The 15852-nt window shown below is 73.8% G+C and carries 14 protein-coding genes, 2 tRNA genes and 1 pseudogene; 11 read left to right on the top strand and 6 right to left on the bottom strand.

Annotated elements, in window-relative coordinates:
• Positions 1-72 precede the first annotated feature (72 nt).
• The 6 genes from ACFYPD_RS01640 to ACFYPD_RS01615 all read left to right on the top strand — a co-directional run bounded on the left by ACFYPD_RS01640 (position 73) and on the right by ACFYPD_RS01615 (position 5317).
• Positions 73-3054, top strand: a complete 2982-nt coding sequence (locus ACFYPD_RS01640; protein WP_387107602.1) for a UPF0182 family protein — start codon at positions 73-75, stop codon at positions 3052-3054.
• Between the two features lie 149 nt (positions 3055-3203).
• Positions 3204-3713, top strand: coding sequence for an RNA polymerase sigma factor (locus tag ACFYPD_RS01635; RefSeq protein ID WP_387107600.1), 510 nt, complete (start codon positions 3204-3206; stop codon positions 3711-3713).
• Entirely contained in the window at positions 3703-4623 is a 921-nt protein-coding gene (locus tag ACFYPD_RS01630; protein WP_387107597.1) for a hypothetical protein, read from the top strand. The genes ACFYPD_RS01635 and ACFYPD_RS01630 overlap by 11 nt, the downstream gene beginning before the upstream one ends.
• 60 nt (positions 4624-4683) lie before the next feature.
• Positions 4684-4757: transfer RNA gene (locus tag ACFYPD_RS01625), tRNA-Met, on the top strand.
• Between the two features lie 126 nt (positions 4758-4883).
• Positions 4884-4957 (top strand) — tRNA-Met (locus tag ACFYPD_RS01620).
• A gap of 111 nt (positions 4958-5068) precedes the next feature.
• Entirely contained in the window at positions 5069-5317 is a 249-nt protein-coding gene (locus ACFYPD_RS01615) for a hypothetical protein (RefSeq protein WP_357938388.1), read from the top strand.
• 46 nt (positions 5318-5363) lie between these two features.
• On the opposite strand, the gene ACFYPD_RS01610 is transcribed toward ACFYPD_RS01615, so the two are convergent.
• Positions 5364-6686 carry an ABC transporter substrate-binding protein gene (locus ACFYPD_RS01610; protein WP_387107595.1) on the bottom strand — a complete coding sequence of 441 codons (1323 nt, stop codon included), beginning with the start codon at positions 6684-6686 and terminating at the stop codon, positions 5364-5366.
• Positions 6687-6823: 137 nt separating this feature from the next.
• On the opposite strand from ACFYPD_RS01610, the gene ACFYPD_RS01605 reads away from it, so the two are divergent.
• On the top strand, positions 6824-7657 hold the full coding sequence (locus ACFYPD_RS01605; protein WP_387107593.1) for a phosphoribosylaminoimidazolesuccinocarboxamide synthase: 834 nt from the start codon (positions 6824-6826) through the stop codon (positions 7655-7657).
• 54 nt (positions 7658-7711) lie between these two features.
• Positions 7712-8650, top strand: coding sequence for a ribose-phosphate diphosphokinase (locus tag ACFYPD_RS01600; protein ID WP_387107590.1), 939 nt, complete (start codon positions 7712-7714; stop codon positions 8648-8650).
• 21 nt (positions 8651-8671) lie between these two features.
• Here ACFYPD_RS01600 and ACFYPD_RS01595 read toward each other — a convergent pair whose 3' ends face one another.
• Positions 8672-9136 (bottom strand): ATP-binding protein, encoded by a 465-nt coding sequence (locus ACFYPD_RS01595; RefSeq protein WP_387107588.1) that lies wholly within the window; start codon positions 9134-9136, stop codon positions 8672-8674.
• Positions 9137-9251: 115 nt separating this feature from the next.
• On the opposite strand from ACFYPD_RS01595, the gene macS reads away from it, so the two are divergent.
• A complete protein-coding gene (gene macS / locus ACFYPD_RS01590) occupies positions 9252-10376 on the top strand; it encodes a MacS family sensor histidine kinase (RefSeq protein ID WP_387107585.1) in 1125 nt (374 codons plus the stop codon).
• An 11-nt stretch (positions 10377-10387) separates the two neighbouring features.
• Positions 10388-11020, top strand: coding sequence for a response regulator (locus ACFYPD_RS01585; RefSeq protein WP_387109128.1), 633 nt, complete (start codon positions 10388-10390; stop codon positions 11018-11020).
• 3 nt (positions 11021-11023) lie between these two features.
• Here ACFYPD_RS01585 and ACFYPD_RS01580 read toward each other — a convergent pair whose 3' ends face one another.
• The 3 genes from ACFYPD_RS01580 to ACFYPD_RS01570 form a co-directional block, all read right to left on the bottom strand.
• Positions 11024-11596: a DUF5709 domain-containing protein gene (locus ACFYPD_RS01580; protein WP_387107583.1), complete on the bottom strand. Its 573-nt coding sequence runs from the start codon at positions 11594-11596 to the stop codon at positions 11024-11026.
• An 80-nt stretch (positions 11597-11676) separates the two neighbouring features.
• A complete protein-coding gene (locus ACFYPD_RS01575) occupies positions 11677-12405 on the bottom strand; it encodes an ATP-binding protein (RefSeq protein ID WP_387107581.1) in 729 nt (242 codons plus the stop codon).
• A 59-nt stretch (positions 12406-12464) separates the two neighbouring features.
• The gene (locus ACFYPD_RS01570; RefSeq protein WP_387107579.1) at positions 12465-13463 is read right to left on the bottom strand and encodes an SDR family oxidoreductase; all 999 of its coding nucleotides are present in this window, start codon (positions 13461-13463) and stop codon (positions 12465-12467) included.
• 237 nt (positions 13464-13700) lie between these two features.
• On the opposite strand from ACFYPD_RS01570, the gene ACFYPD_RS01565 reads away from it, so the two are divergent.
• Positions 13701-14954 carry a glycosyltransferase gene (locus ACFYPD_RS01565; protein ID WP_387107576.1) on the top strand — a complete coding sequence of 418 codons (1254 nt, stop codon included), beginning with the start codon at positions 13701-13703 and terminating at the stop codon, positions 14952-14954.
• Here the strand turns inward: ACFYPD_RS01565 and ACFYPD_RS01560 are convergent.
• Positions 14849-15822: pseudogene (locus tag ACFYPD_RS01560) on the bottom strand (hypothetical protein). The gene ACFYPD_RS01565 and the pseudogene ACFYPD_RS01560 overlap by 106 nt on opposite strands.
• Positions 15823-15852: the final 30 nt, after the last annotated feature.

Here is a 15852-nt window from a genome sequence, read left to right as displayed (position 1 = left end):
TTCAGGAACACCCCGTACTCTGGGTGCCTGGTCGGAGCCGATCACATCGAGCGTGCGGAGCCAACAGTGGTCATGCGTAGCAGCCCCCTGCCGAGGATGAGCCGGCGCGGACGCGTCACCATCGGAGTCCTGATCGGGGTGTTCGTGCTCTTCACCCTGCTCGGGTGGGGGGTCAACGCGTGGACCGACTGGCTCTGGTTCGACGAGGTCCGCTACACCCAGGTCTTCACCGGGGTGCTCGCCACCCGCCTGCTGCTGTTCCTGGTGATCGGGCTCGGCATGGCGGTGATCATCGCCGGCAACCTCTGGCTGGCCCACCGGCTGCGGCCGCAACTGCGCCCGCACTCCGCCGAGCAGGCCACGCTGGAGCGCTACCGGATGCTGCTGAGCCCCCGGCTCGGCACCTGGATCGCCCTCGCGTCCGCGGTCATCGGGCTCTTCGCCGGCCTCTCCGCGCAGAGCCGGTGGAGCCAGTGGCTGCTGTTCCGCAACGGCGGCAGCTTCGGCGTGAAGGACCCGGAGTTCGGCGTCGACATCGGCTTCTACGTCTTCCAGCTGCCGTTCTGGCGCTACCTGCTCGGTGTCGGCTTCACCGCGGTGGTGCTCGCCCTGCTCGGCGCGCTGGCCGTGCACTACATCTTCGGCGGGGTGCGGCTGCAGGGCGTCGGGGACCGGATGACCAACGCCGCCCGGGCCCACCTGAGCTCGCTGGTCGCCGTCTTCGTGCTGCTCAAGGCCATCGCGTACGTGCTGGACCAGCGGGCCATGCTGCTGGAGTACAACGAGGGCGCCAAGCTCTACGGCGCCGGCTACGCGGACATCAACGCGCTGCTCCCGGCGAAGGAGATCCTCGCCTGGATCGCCGTCGTGGTGGCCGTCGCGATCATCGTGTTCTCCAACGCGTGGATGCGGAACCTCGTCTGGCCCGGCATCGCGCTCGCCCTGCTCGGCGTCTCGGCGGTGGCGATCGGCGGCATCTACCCGTGGGCCGTGCAGACCTTCGAGGTCAAGCCGAGCGCCCGGGACAAGGAGGCGCCGTACATCGAGCGCAGCATCAAGGCGACGCGGGCCGCCTTCGGGCTGAACGACACGAAGAGCGCCGGCTACGCGGCGAACAACCTCGTCCCGCCGGCCAGCCTGGCCACCGACACCTCGGTGGTGCAGAACGTCCGGCTGCTCGACCCGCAGTTGGTGTCCGAGACGTACACGCAGCTCCAGCAGGTCCGTGGCTTCTACGACTTCGGCTCGAAGCTGGACATCGACCGGTACGCGGTCGGCGGCAAGACCTCCGACTACGTGGTCGGGGTCCGCGAGGTCAACTACGGGGAGCTGACCGACCAGCAGAGCAACTGGATCAACCGGCACACCGTCTACACCCACGGCTACGGCCTGGTCGCCGCCCCGGCGAACCAGGTGGTCTGCGGCGGCCAGCCGTACTTCGTCTCCGGCTTCCTCGGGGAGAAGGCCCAGGAGGCGTGTTCCTCGCAGGCCGAGCAGATCCCGGCCCAGCAGCCGCGGATCTACTACGGCGAGCGGATGGAGTCCGACGACTACGCGATCGTCGGGCAGACCGGCGAGCGCAACGTCGAGTTCGACCGGCCCACCTCCACCGGCGGCGAGCAGTACTACACCTACACCGGCGAGGGCGGCGTCGAGATCGGCTCGTTCACCCGGCGGCTGCTCTACGCGATCAAGGAGCAGGAGTCGAACTTCCTCCTGTCCGAGGCGGTCAACGACGACTCGAAGCTGCTTTACGTGCGTAACCCGCGCGACCGGGTGGAGAAGGTCGCGCCGTTCCTCACCCTGGACGGCGACCCGTACCCGGCGGTGGTGAACGGCCGGGTCCTCTGGATCGTCGACGGCTACACCACGGCGGCGAGCTACCCGTACGCCGAGCGGATCAACCTGCAGGCCGAGACGACCGACGAGTTGACCGGCCAGGGCACCTTCCGGCTGGCCCGGGAGGACGTCAACTACATCCGCAACTCGGTGAAGGCGACCGTCGACGCGTACGACGGCACGGTCAAGCTCTACACGTTCGACGACACCGACCCGGTGCTCAAGGCGTGGAACAAGGCGTTCGGCGGCGACCTGGTGCTGCCCAAGGGCGACACCCCGCCGGAGCTGGCCGAGCACTTCCGCTACCCGGCCGACCTGTTCAAGGTGCAGCGCAACCTGCTCACCAAGTTCCACGTTACCGACCCCGGCGACTTCTACTCCGGCCAGGACTTCTGGCAGGTGCCGAACGTGCCGGACGCGCCGGACAGCGGGCAGAAGCAGCCGCCGTACTACTTGTTCACCCAGTTCCCCGGGCAGGAGTCGCCGCGCTTCCAGCTCACCGCGGCGGTCACCCCGAACGGGCGGCAGAACCTGGCCGCGCTGGTCTCCGGGTCGTACGTCGACGGCCGGCCCCAGCTGGAGGTGCTGGAGCTGCCGGACCAGACCCGGATCTCCGGGCCGGCGCAGGTGCACCAGCAGATGACGAACAACGGCGACATCCGGCAGCAGCTCAACCTGCTCTCCTCCAACCAGGCCCAGGTGCAGTACGGCAACCTGCTCTCACTGCCGTTCGCCGACGGGATGCTCTACGTCGAGCCCGTCTACGTGAAGAGCAGCAACCAGGACGCGTACCCGCTGCTGCAGAAGGTGCTGCTCTCCTACGGCGACGGCGGCTCGTACGTGGTGCTGGCCAACAACCTGAGCGACGGCATCAAACAGCTCGTCGAGCAGGGCAAACGAGCGGCGGGCAACCCGCCGCCGCCGAGCACCGACGACAAACCGCCGACGACCGGCGGCACCGCTCCGCCGGTGCTCACCGGTGAGCTGGCCGAGGCGGCCGGCAAGGTGCAGAGCGCGATCACCGAGGTCAAGGCCGCGCAGGCGTCCGGCGACTTCGAGCGGTACGGGCGGGCGCTGAAGGCGCTCGACGAGGCCATGTCCGCGTTCCAGCAGGCGCAGGTGGCGGCCAACCCGTCGCCCGGCCCGAGCGCCAGCGGCAGCCCCTCGGCGTCGCCGCCGGCCTCGCCCTCGTCCTCGCCGACACCGAACGGCTGACGCCGAACCGACCACCGGAGCCCGTGGTCCGCGACCCGTAGCGGTCGCGGACCACGGGCTCCTGTCGCATTCCGGACGGAGCACCCGCAACCCGGTGCTCGCTTCCACCGTCATCAGAGCAGGTGGGCGTGAGGGGAGGCGGAGTCCAGATGCGCGATGTGAACACGTTCGACGACTTCTACCGCAGCACGTCGGGGCGGGCGCTCCGGTACGGCCGGGCGGTGGCTGACGACGCCGGTGAGGCCCAGGACCTGGTCCAGGAGGCGTACGCCCGGGCCTGGCGGCAGTGGGGGAAGCTGGCCACCCACCCCGCGCCCGAGGCCTGGCTGCGGCTGGTGATCAGCCGGCTGGCGACGGACCGCTGGCGGCGGCTGCGCGGCTGGCGGCTCGCGGCCAGCCGGACCGGCCCGCCGCCCGACGTCGGGCCGCCCGGCGAGGACACCGTGCTGCTGGTCGGGGCGCTGCGGCAGCTGCCGGTCCGGCACCGGCAGGCTCTCGCCCTGCACTACCTGTTCGACCTGTCGGTGGAGGAGATCGCCCGGGAGGCAGGGGTCCCCACCGGCACCGTGAAGTCCTGGCTGTCCCGGGGCCGGGCCCGGCTGGCCGAGCTGCTGCCCGGCGTGGCCGCCGAGGAGCTGGAGGTCAACGATGTCGCGTGAACTGACCCGCCTCTACCGGGCGCTCGCCGCGGACTCCGACGAGCGGGTGCTCCCGGCCCCGGACCGGGTGCGCCGGCGGGCCGACCGCCGGGCCCGCCAGCGGGCCGCGGTCGGCGCCCTGGCCGTGGCCGCTGTGATCGCCGGCACCGCCGCCGGGACGCGGTTGGTGCTCGCCGCCGGGCCGGACGTCGCCCCGCAGCCGGCCGCCACCACCGGCAGCCCTTCGCCGTCGCCCACCGCGACCCCGTCTGCGCCGCCGAGCCGCACCACCCCGCCACCCTCCGCGCGTACCCCGGACGCGCCGCCGAAGACGAGCGCCCGGCCGCCGGCGGTCAGCCCGACGAGCATCCCGGACCGGGCCTTCTTCACCCTGGCTGCCGCGAACGACACCGGCATCGGCAACGCGTTCATCCCGGGACCGGTGCTGCCGGCGCTCTGCGGCGCCACGCCCGGCGAGGAGGGAATCGTCACCCGCCGCGCCCGCAGCCTGGCGTTCAAGCTGACCGACACCCCGAAGGGGTACGTCCCGGACGGCAGCTACCGGAACAGCATCACCGTCTATCGCGACGGGCGGGCCGACGACGCGCTGGCCGAACTGCGGCAGGCCGTGCGTGACTGCCCGACCCAGCCGGGGTCGGAGGGCGGCGAGGGTCTGACGTCGACCCAGCGGCTGCTGCCGGACGCCGGCTACGGCGACGAGTCGGTCCTGTTCGAGACGCGCCGGCCCGCCACGGACTACGAGGGCGCCCCGACCGTGAAGGAGGTGGTCCGGCTGGTCCGCGCGGTGCGGATCGGGAACGTGGTGACGGTGCTCTGGGAACAGGGCTGGGAGGGGACGTCGAGCCCGCGGTCCCAGGTCGACAGGGACAGCCGGCGCGCGGTGCTGGCGATCCGCGACTGGTTGCGTTGAGTGGCGCCCCGGGCCCGTTTTGCGGGCTCGGGGGGCCGTACGCTACGGTTAACGAGCCGACGCGGGGTGGAGCAGCTCGGTAGCTCGCTGGGCTCATAACCCAGAGGTCGCAGGTTCAAATCCTGTCCCCGCTACGTGTTCACGAAGGGCCCCGGAGTTCGCTCCGGGGCCCTTCGCCTTGCCCGGCCCGGCTCGGCGCGGCGGGATCGGGGAACCCGGCTGATCTCCACGGCGGACATGAGATAGGCTGTACAAGCCGACGCGGGGTGGAGCAGCTCGGTAGCTCGCTGGGCTCATAACCCAGAGGTCGCAGGTTCAAATCCTGTCCCCGCTACTCGTTCACGAAAGGCCCCGGAGGAAACTCCGGGGCCTTTCACCGTCTCCGGGCTACGTGATCCGGCCCGTCCGTCCTGCCGCGGTTGCACCTCTCGGCGAGGATGAGGACATGTCTGGTTGGAACAGATGGTGGGGCCGCCTCAGCGCGGTCCTCGGTGCGGTCGCGCTCTCGGTGTTCGTGCCGGTCGCGGCCTGGGCCTCCACGGGTACGGGTGAGCTGGTGGTGGAGGCCGCCCGGCGGCGGTCCCGGGGCGGCTTCGGCTTCCTCGGGTTGCTCTGCTGCCTGGTGGTGGTCGTGGTGATCGTGCTGCTGGTGTTGCGCCTGATGCGCGGCCGGCGCGGCGGCCCGCCGCGCTGACGGGAACCGGTCCGCCCGCCGCGCCCCCGGGCGCGGCGGGCGGCCTTCACTCGGCCAGGGCGGCGGTCGCCTGCGCCATGAACCGCGACGTCGCCGTCCGGGCGCCCGAGCGCTTGGCGCGGATGCTCTCGGCCGCGTCGATGAGCAGGGTACGCACCTTGGCGTGCCCCTTCGGCGGTGGCGCGGGCGCCGGCCCGGCCAGCTCGTCCAGCTCGGCGCCGAGGGCCACCACCCGCTTCTCGGTGCGGTCGGTGACGCCGTCGACGACGAACGCGCGGACCGGCACGGCGGCGTTCACGCCGCGCTCGATGCCGAGGATCCGGCCGGCGGCCACGTCGGTGGTCAGGAAATTGATCACGTCGACCACCACGGCTGGGTGGCGGCTGCCACGGTAGGCGGCCCAGTACATCGACGCGCGGGGCCACTGCGCCGCCGGCGTGCCCGGGAAGGCGGTCAGGCCCAGCTCGTCGTCGCTGAGCCGTTGCAGCTCCGGCAGCTGGTGCGACCAGGCGAACGACGCGGCCGCGTGCCCGGTGACCACGAGCTGGCGGGCCAGCTCGCCGCTGTCCGCCTGCTCGACCAGAGCGGCGCTGGGGGTGGCCCGGTCGTACCGGGCGACCTCCCAGAACTCGAACCAGTCCAGCAGCTCCCCGGAGCTGAAGCCGAGCTGCCGCCCCTGGTACAGCTCGCTGCCCTGGCCACGCAGCCAGAGCCACAGCGCGCGGTAGTCGCCCGACGGGTCCATGGTGCCGGCCACCCGGTTGCCGGAGGCGCGGGTGACCCGGGCGGCCCACCGCGCGTACTCCCGCCAGGACATGCCGGTGTGCGGCTCGGGCAGCCCCAGCCGGCGCAGCAGGTCGCGGTTGTAGACCAGCGCGGCGCTGGTCTGCGCGGCGGGCACCGCCACGGTCCGCTCGTCCACCCGGCCGTACCGGGCCAGGTGCTCGGGCAGGCCGCGCAGGTCGAGCCGGTTGTCGGCGACCCAGCTGCTGAGGTCGAGGACGATCTGCCGGCGGGCGTACTCGGTGAGCAGGGTGTCGTCGATCTGGAACAGGTCGGGCACGTTGCCCCCGGTGGCCTGGGTGGCCAGCCGGTCGTAGTAGCCGGCCAGCCCCTGCCAGGTCACGCGGAAGCTGACCCGGGGGTTCTGCTGCGAGTAGAGGCGCAGCGCCTTCTCGGTGGCCTCGGCCCGGCGGGTCCCGCCCCACCAGAACACCGACAGCTCGACCGGGCCGTCCTCGACCGGGGTCTCCTCCTGCTCCGGACCGCAGCCGGCCAGCCCGCCGGCGAGCAGCGGCAGCCCGGTCAGCGCGCCGAGCAGCCGCCGCCGGTCGATGCCGGGGCGGGGTACGGACTGCGGTGCGCGCACGGGTCTCTCCCGGGGTGCGGGCGGCTGCTGCGGACGGATCATTTACACAGGCCCCGGGCGGGGGTGTCAACGCCGGTGGGGACGGGACGGCCGGTGGCCGGGCCGGGGGCCGCCGTCACCCATGGTGTACTAGCGCCGTGGAACTTCTGCACTCGGGCAAGGTTCGGGACGTCTACGCCGACGGCGAGGACCTCATCCTGGTCGCCTCCGACCGCATCTCCATCTACGATGTGGCGCTGCCGACCCCGATCCCGGACAAGGGCCGCCTGCTCACCGCGCTGTCGCTGTGGTGGTTCGAGCAGCTGGCCGATCTGGTGCCGAACCACGTCATCTCGGCCACCGACGTGCCGGCGGAGTTCGCCGGCCGGGCGATCCGCTGCCGGCGGCTGGACATGGTCCCGGTCGAGTGCGTCGCCCGGGGCTACCTCACCGGGGGCGGCTTCGCCGAGTACCAGCGCACCGGCACGGTCTCCGGCGTCGAGCTGCCCCGCGGCCTGGTGGAGGCGTCGATCCTGCCCGAGCCGATCTTCACCCCGTCGACCAAGGCGCCCAAGGGCGAGCACGACGAGCCGATCACCTACGCCGAGGTGGTCGACAAGGTGGGGGCGGAAACCGCCGAGCGGCTGCGGCAGATCACCATCGACGTTTACCGGCGGGGTGCGGAGATCGCCGCCGACCGGGGCATCCTGATCGCCGACACCAAGATCGAGCTGGGCTGGGCACCGGACGGCACGCTGATCCTCGCCGACGAGCTGCTCACCTCCGACTCGTCGCGGTTCTGGCCGGCCGAGTCCTACCAGCCGGGCCGCGCCCAGTTCTCCTTCGACAAGCAGTACGTGCGCGACTGGGCCACCAGCAGCGGCTGGGACCGGCAGCCGCCCGCCCCCGAGGTGCCGGCCGAGGTGGTCGAGGCGACCCGGGCCCGCTACGTCGAGGTCTACGAGAAGCTCACCGGCAACCGCTGGGCCTGAGGCACGCGGGAGGGTCCACCGCCGCGCCCCGATCCATCCGTACGATCGGCAGACGTGCGTGACATTGCCGTGTTCAGCGGGACCGCCCACCCGGACCTCGCCGCCGAGATCTGTGCCCACCTCGACGTTCCCCTGCACCCGGTACGGGTGTCCCGGTTCGCGAACGACTGCCTGGAGGTGCAGTTGCAGGCGAACTGCCGGGAGCGCGACGTCTTCCTCATCCAGCCGCTGGTGCCGCCGGTGCAGGAGCACCTGGTCGAGCTGCTGCTCATGATCGACGCGGCCCGCGGCGCGTCCGCCGGCCGGATCACCGTGGTGCTGCCGCACTACGCGTACGCGCGGTCGGACAAGAAGGACGCCCCGCGCATCTCCATCGGCGGCCGGCTGGTCGCCGACCTGCTCACCTCGGCCGGCGCGCACCGGGTGCTCGCCATGACCCTGCACTCGCCGCAGGTGCACGGCTTCTTCAGCGTGCCGGTGGACCACCTGCACGCGCTGCGCGAGCTGGCCGCCCACTTCCAGGGCCAGGACCTGAGCAACACCGTCGTGGTCTCGCCGGACCTGGGCAACGCCAAGGAGGCGGCGGCGTTCGCCCGGATGCTCGGCACGCCGGTGGCGGCCGGCGCGAAGCAGCGGTACAGCGACGACCGGGTGCAGATCAGCACGATCATCGGTGACGTGGCGGACCGGGACGTCATCGTGCTGGACGACGAGATCGCCAAGGGCAGCACGGTGATCGAGCTGATGAGCCACCTGCGCGAGCGGCAGGTCCGTTCGATCCGGCTGGCCTGCACCCACGGCCTGTTCTCCAGCGGTGCGCTGAAGCGGCTGAGCGAGCAGGACGGGGTGCTGGAGGTCGTCTGCACCAACACGGTGCCGATCCCCGAGGAGAAGCGGGTGCCGAAGCTGGAGGTGCTCTCGGTGGCGCCGGCCCTGGCCGAGGCGATGCGACGCATCCACAACGGCGAGTCGGTGAGCGCCCTCTTCGGCTGAGGCCGGACGCGGGCCGCCCGGTCAGTCGTCGGCGGGGCGGGTGACGGGCTGGGCGGCCAGCGCCGCCGTGATCCGGACGATCGTGCCGGCCTCGCCGGTCTCCACCGCCATGGTGTCGCTCAGCTCCCGGGCCAGCCAGAGGCCCCACCCGCCGGCGGTGTCCGGGGCGGGCCGGGCGCGGTCGCTGAGCCGCTGCACGCTGATCCCCTGGCCGTGGTCGGCGACCTCGCAGACCAGCTCGCCGGGGCGGCGCCACAGCCGCAGCCGGCCCTGGCCGCCGCCGTGCCGGACCGCGTTGGTGATCAGCTCGTTGACCGCCAGCACGAAGTCGTCCAGCCGTTGCCCGGTCAACCCCGCCGCGTGGGAGCACGAGGTGACCGAATGACGTAGCTCGGTCACCTGGGCCTGGTTGAAGGCCTCGGCGATGAGGAGGGAAGGTTCGATGGGCACAACCGTACGCGGTGCGGGGGGTTCTGCGTTTGTCATGGCCCCGTCCCGGCGATGGCTCTCGGTGATTTTCGCGGCATTTCCACCGTACGTCAGGGTTTCTCGCGCCGCACCTCACGGGCGGCCGGTGGGCGGCTGTGACAGGGTGTCCCGCATGCCGTCGTCCCCCGGGGGCCTGGAGGTCCCGCTCTGGCGGTCCATCGCGGTGTTCCGCTTCGCCTCGCTGGCGTACGTGACCGTGCTGGTGCTCCGCGACGCCGACCGCTACGCGCACCCGGTCGCCGCCGGCGGCGTACTCCTGGGGATGCTGGCCTGGAGCGGGGTGGCCACGGCCGGCTACGCACGCCCGGCCGGACGGCGTTGGCCGTTGCTCCTGGCCGACCTCGGCGTGGTGCTGGCGATCATGCTGGCCACGCCGTGGGTGGTCGGCCGCGCGGCGCTCGCCTCCGGCGTGCCCACCCTGACCGTCGCCTGGCTGGCCGGGCCGGTGCTGGCCTGGGCGGTCTCCGGCGGCCGGCGGCGGGGCGCGGTGGCGGCGCTGGTGCTCGGCGGGACCGACCTGGCCACCCGGGAGCGGATCAGCCAGTCCTCGCTCACCGGGGTGATCCTCATGCTGCTGGCCGGCGTGGTGGTGGGGCACGTGGCCCGGCTCGCCGTGGAGGCCGAGGCGCGGCTGCAGCGGGCGGTGGAGCTGGAGGCGGCCACCCGGGAGCGGGAGCGGCTGGCCCGGGACATCCACGACTCGGTGCTCCAGGTGCTGGCGCTGGTCCGGCGGCGCGGGGCGGACCTGGACGGCGAGGCCGCCGAGCTGGCCCGGCTGGCCGGCGAGCAGGAGTCCGCGCTGCGCATGCTGATCGGCCGCGCGGGCGGCGCGCCGGACGGCGCGGGCGACGCCCGGGACCTGCGGGACCTGCTCGACCGGTACGCCTCGACGACCGTCCAGGTGGCCGCGCCGGCCACCCCGGTGCCGCTGCCCGCACGGGTGGCCGGCGAACTGGCCGCCGCGGTCGGGGCCGCGCTGGACAACGTGGCCCGGCACGCCGGCGGCCGGGCCTGGGTGCTGATCGAGGACGAGGGGGAGACGGTGACCGTCTCGGTACGCGACGAGGGGCCGGGGATCCCGGACGGGCGGCTGGTCGAGGCGGCCGCGCAGGGCCGGCTCGGGGTGGTGCAGTCGATCCGGGGCCGGGTGGCCGACCTGGGCGGCGAGGTGCGCATCGTCTCCGCCCCGGGCGCCGGCACCGAGATCGAGCTGACCGTGTCGCGGAGCGGCCGGTGAGCATCCGGGTCATGGTGGTCGACGACCACCCGATGTGGCGGGAGGGCGTGGCCCGCGACCTCACCGAGGCCGGCCACCTGGTGGTGGCGACCAGCGGGGAGGGGCGCCAGGCGGTCCGGGTGGCCGCGGCGGCCCGCCCCGACGTGGTCGTGCTCGACCTGCAACTGCCGGACGTCTCCGGCGTCGAGGTGATCCAGGGGCTGCGCGCCGTGCTGCCCGAGGTGCGGGTGCTGATGCTGTCGGCCAGCGGCGAGCCGCAGAGCGTGCTGGACGCGGTCAAGGCCGGTGCCACCGGTTACCTGCTGAAGTCGGCCGCGCCGGCCGAGTTCCTGGACGCGGTGCGCCGCACGGCCGCCGGCGAGCCGGTCTTCACCCCGAGCCTGGCCGGGCTGGTGCTGGGGGAGTACCGGCGGCTGGCCGCCGCGCCGGCCGCCCCGCACGACGAGGCACCCCGGCTCACCGAGCGGGAGACCGAGGTGCTGCGTCTGGTGGCGAAGGGCCTGTCGTACAAGCAGATCGCCGAGCGGCTCGGGCTGTCCCACCGGACGGTGCAGAACCACGTGCAGAACACGCTCGGCAAGCTCCAGCTGCACAACCGGGTCGAGCTGACCCGGTACGCGATCGAGCGGGGCCTGGACGACTGAGGCTCAGCTCGCCTCGGGCGGCCGGGTCTCGTGGACGGCCAGCTCCTCCGCGCTCGCCCCGCCTCCGGCCGCGCCGGCGTCGTAGGCGACGTTGTCGGTCTCCTGGTCGGTGTGTGCGCCCTCGTCCGGTTCGACCAGCCGCCCCACCTGGTGGTCGGCGACCGTGCCGAGCTGGCCGTGGTCGTAGAGGGAGACCGGGGAGTGCGGGTCGGAGGTCGGGCCCGGGTCGATCACGTCGGCGTCGAGCTGGGCCTGCGCGGCGGCCTCCTCGCTGTCCGCCTCGGCGGCGATGTCCGGATCCACCGTGCCGGCCAGCGGGTCGTCGGCGGGCCGCTCGTACTGCTCGCGGTCGAGCTTGTAGTCCAGCGACTCGCCGTCGAGCTGTTCCTCGGCGGTGGTGCCGAAGCGGTCCACGGCCACGGGCGTGCGGTCGCCGGGCAGCTGGGCCGGCTCCGGCCCGTCGGCCTCGCGCCCGGTCAGGACGTCGTCGTTGGCGCTGGAGTCGTCGTCGGCGGTGCCGGGCAGGCCGTTCGCCTCGGTGTCGGACACGGGGGTGGGGAACTCGTCGTCGCGCATGACCGGGATCTACCCACTGCGCTCGCCCGATTAACCGCAACCGGCGGGGTGGATCGGGAGAAACGGGGTGAAAAGGGTCCTCAGTTCCGGAGCGGGGCCTCATCCTCGGCGTGCAGCACGCACCAGACCACCTTGCCGTCCGGAAGTGGGGTGCTGCCCCAGCGCCGGGCCACCGTGTCGATGAGCAGCAGCCCCCGGCCGCCGGTGGAGGTGACCGGGGCCAGCCCGGCGTACGCCGGCCGCCGGCCGGAGTGGTCCCGGACCGCCAGGTGCAGGGCGCTGTCCTGGGGTGCCACCCGGACCGTCATCGGCGTTCCGGCGTGCGCCACCACGTTGTTGACCATCTCGGTGACCGCGATGGAGGCCGGCTCGGCCAACTCCGGCACGCCCCACCGGGCGCAGCCCTCGGTGATCAGCGCCCGCGCCTCCCGGGCCGCCGCCACCACCGGGGGCAGGTCGGCGGCGAGCACCGCGGCCAGCGGCGCGTCACGCAGCGCGGCCTGCGCCGTGTCGAGGGACCGGTGCACCGGAGCGGCGCCGTTCGGCTGGCCGGCCGGGTCGAACACCAGCAGGCCGGCGGCGGGCCAGTCGACCGCGACGCGGTGCACCTCGTCGAGGACGTCCCGGGCCGCCGGGTCGGCGATCCGCACCCGGGACAGATCGACGATCGCCGCGCCCGGCCGCTGCCAGAGCCGGGCGAGCAGCGCCCCCCGGACGGCGTCGAGCCCGGCCTGGTCCAGCACGCCGGTCAGCCGGACGACCGCGGAGGACTCGTCGGTCTCCACCAGGCAGCGCACGTCCGTCGGCATGATCGTCCCATTGTGCATGGCCGCCCCCCGTCGCGCATCAGTCCGGTCGGCGGGACCCATCAGCGGTCCGTCCGCGAACGCCGGCTCATCGCCGCCATGGTGCCGACCGCGGTGCCGGCAGCCGCCAGCCCGAAGGCCGCCGTCAGCCGGATCAGCTGCGCCCGCCGGCCCTGCCAACCGTCGGTCCGCTCCGCCGCCGCGTCGGCGTGGAACACGTTGCCGGTGGCGTCCAGGCGTACGCCCGGGCCGAACTGGGTGCGCGCCGCGTACCAGCCGAGCGCCCGTTCGGCCAGGGCCGGGGCGAGCCGCCACTGGATCCCCATGAGCCGCGCCGCGCCCCCGGCGTACGCCTCGCGGCGTGGCCGGCGCAGCAGCCGGACGATCGTCCCGGCCACCAGGTCCGGCGGGTAGACCGGTGGGGGCGGGGTCAGCTCCCGCCCGGTGTGGTTGGCGGCGTGCCGGAAGAACGGGGTGTCGATGCTCGCCGGCAGCACCGTGCAGAGCGAGATGTGGCCCCGGCCGGTGACCCGCAGCTCCTGCCGGACGGTGTCGGCCAGCCCCCGGATGGCGTGCTTCGTGGCGTTGTACGCCGACTGGTACGGCATGGCCACCTCGGCCAGCACCGAGGCGTTGTTGACCAGCACCCCGCCGCCGGCCGCGTCGAGCCAGGGCAGCGCCGCCCTGGTCCCGTGGACGGTGCCGAGGAGGTTCACCTCGACCACCCGGCGGAACTCGGTCACCGGAATCTCGTCGAAGAGCCCCACGGTGCCCACCGCCGCGTTGTTGACCCAGGCGTCGATCCGCCCGAACTCGGCCGCCGCCCGCGCCGCGAGCCGCTCCACCGCCTCCGGGTCGGTCACGTCCGTCGGCACCACCAGGGCCCGCCCGCCCAGCTCACGGCAGCGGTCGGCGACCCGGCGCAGCGCCTCCTCGGTCCGGGCCGCCAGCACCACGTCGGCGCCCCGGCGGGCCAGCGCGTACGCGGTGGCCGCGCCGATCCCGCTGGAGGCGCCGGTGATCACGACCGTGGCGTCGTCGAGGCTGCGGGTGAGAGGCATTCTCCGCCGGTACCCCCGGTCCGGCCGGGTCATGCCGCCGGAGTCGCCCGGATCACTGTTGCCGCGCGCCCGAACGGGGCAGATTGCCACGAACCCGACCGGGCCATGCGCTGTCCCATCCGTGCGACGGTCCCCCGGTCCGCTCCCGATCTGCCAGGTTTCGGCGCACCGGGGCCGGGTTAATGGGACCCTCTGACCGGAGGACCCACCGCTCGCGAAAACGCATGGAGGTGCACCATGCGCGTCGGCCTTGTGTGCGCGCACGCCGGCCCGTCCGTCGACGGTCCCACCGTCGGGACGCACCAGCACATCGCGCGGGTGGCGGCCGAACTCGCCGCACGGGGCCACGACGTCCGGGTGTACGAACGCCGCGACGCGCGGGGCCAGGAGTCGGTCGAGATGGACGGCTACCACCTGGAGCGGGTCCCCGTCGGCCCGCCCGCCCCGCTGCCCACCGCCGAGCTGGTGCCGTACGTCACCGAGTTCGGTCGCTGGCTGGCGCAGCGGTGGTCCGACGACTGGGCCCCCGAGGTGGTGCACGGGCACTACTGGGTCGGCGGTCTGGCCGCGGCCCACGCCGTCCGGGAGACCGAGATCCCGGTGGTGCAGACCTTCCACTCCCTCGGCGTCGAGCAGCTGCGCCACCTGGGCCGGGGGTACGACGGGCCGGGGGAGCGCATCCCGCTGGAACGGGCGCTGACCCGGGCCGTCGACATCGCGGTCGCCCAGTGCAACGACGAGGTCGACGAGCTGACCCGCATGGGACTCCAGCGCACCGCGGTGGCGATGGTGCCGACCGGGGTGGACACCGCGCAGTTCCACCCGGACGGCGAGGCGGCCCCCCGCGATCAGCGGGCCCGCATCCTCTCCGTCGGCGGGCTCGCGGCCGGGCACGGCCAGGACGACCTGATCCGGGCCATGCGGCTGGTCGGCGACGCCGAGCTGGTGATCGCCGGCGGCCCGCCGGCCGAGCAGCTCGCCGACCACGCCGAGGCGCGCCGGCTGCGCGAGCTGGCCGAGCGGACCGGGGTGGGCGATCAGGTGAAGCTGGTCGGCGCGGTCCCGCACGACCAGATGGCGACCTGGTACCGCTCGGCCGACGTGGTCGCCTGCACCCCGCACTACTCGTCGGCCGGCCGGGTGTCGCTGGAGGCGATGGCCTGCGGCGTCCCGGTGGTCGGCTACGCCATGGGCGGCATCGCCGACGCGGTGGTCGACGAGGTGACCGGCAAGCTGGTGCCGCCCGGGGACGTGCGCACCCTCGGGGTCACCCTCCGCCGGATCCTCGCCGACAACGCCGGGCGGTTCGCGTACGGGCACGCCGCGGTGGACCGGGTCCGGTGTAGCTACACCTGGGAACGGACGGCCGGCGCGCTGGAGCGGCTCTACGAGCGGGTGATCGGGCGCCGGAAGCCGGCCGAGCCGGCGGTGGAGGCCCCGCGCCCCGTCGAGGTCGCCGCCGACCAGCGCGGGCCGGTCGAGGCGGCCTGACTCAGCGCCGGGCGCGGACGGCCGAGCCGGCGCCGATCATGGAGGGTTCCCGGGTCCGGGCCACGGCGTGGTGGTGCTGCGGCTCGGCGTACCGGGTCAGGCCGACCACCGCGGCCAGCGTGGCCAGGAAGCCGACCCCGGCCAGCCACTCCCGGCCCGGCCAGATCCGGTCGTTGAGCAGCAGCAGGCCGATGATCGCCGCGGGCACCGCCCCGGCGGCGTCCATCGCGGCCACGGCGGCCGTGGTCGAGCCGCGCTGCATGGCCAGGCCGAGCAGGAGCTGGCCGACCACCGAGTGGGCGATCAGCAGGTAGAGCAGCGGGTCGCGGACGAACGCCTCCGCCGAGTCGGCCGAGGCGAGCGGCCGGGCCGCCACCGCGGCGGCGGAGAACGCCATCCCGGCCAGCGAGCCTAGCGCCACCGAGCCGGGCGCCCCGTGCAGCCGGGCGGCGAAGAAGCCGAGCACGGCGATCACCCCGAGCGCCACCGCCAGGCCGACCAGCCCGGCGGTGCCGAGTTGCCGGGACGGCGCCGGCTCGGCGGCCAGCACCAGCGCGATGATCCCGCCGAACAGCAGCACCAGCAGCGCCACCTCGGTGGCCGGCAGGCGCCACTTGAGCACCAGCACGCCGAGCACGGCGGTCACTCCCAGCCCGGCCGCCACGCTGGCCTGGACCAGGAACAGCGGCAGGTCCCGGCGGGCCAGGAAGGCCAGCACGAAACCGACCACCTGGCAGAAGAGCCCGACCAGGTAGGTCCGGTGCCCGACCAACCGCAGCAGCAGCCCGGGGTCGAAGGTGTGCTGCACGGTGGTCCGCGCCGCGGCCACCGACTGGAGGAGATTGGCGAAGCCGTACGCGACGATCATCGCCGCCAGGAAGCACCAACCGGAGGACAC

This window comes from Micromonospora sp. NPDC005299, from assembly GCF_042872345.1.
Taxonomy (GTDB): domain Bacteria; phylum Actinomycetota; class Actinomycetes; order Mycobacteriales; family Micromonosporaceae; genus Micromonospora.
This window is presented reverse-complemented; position numbering and strand designations above follow the sequence as displayed.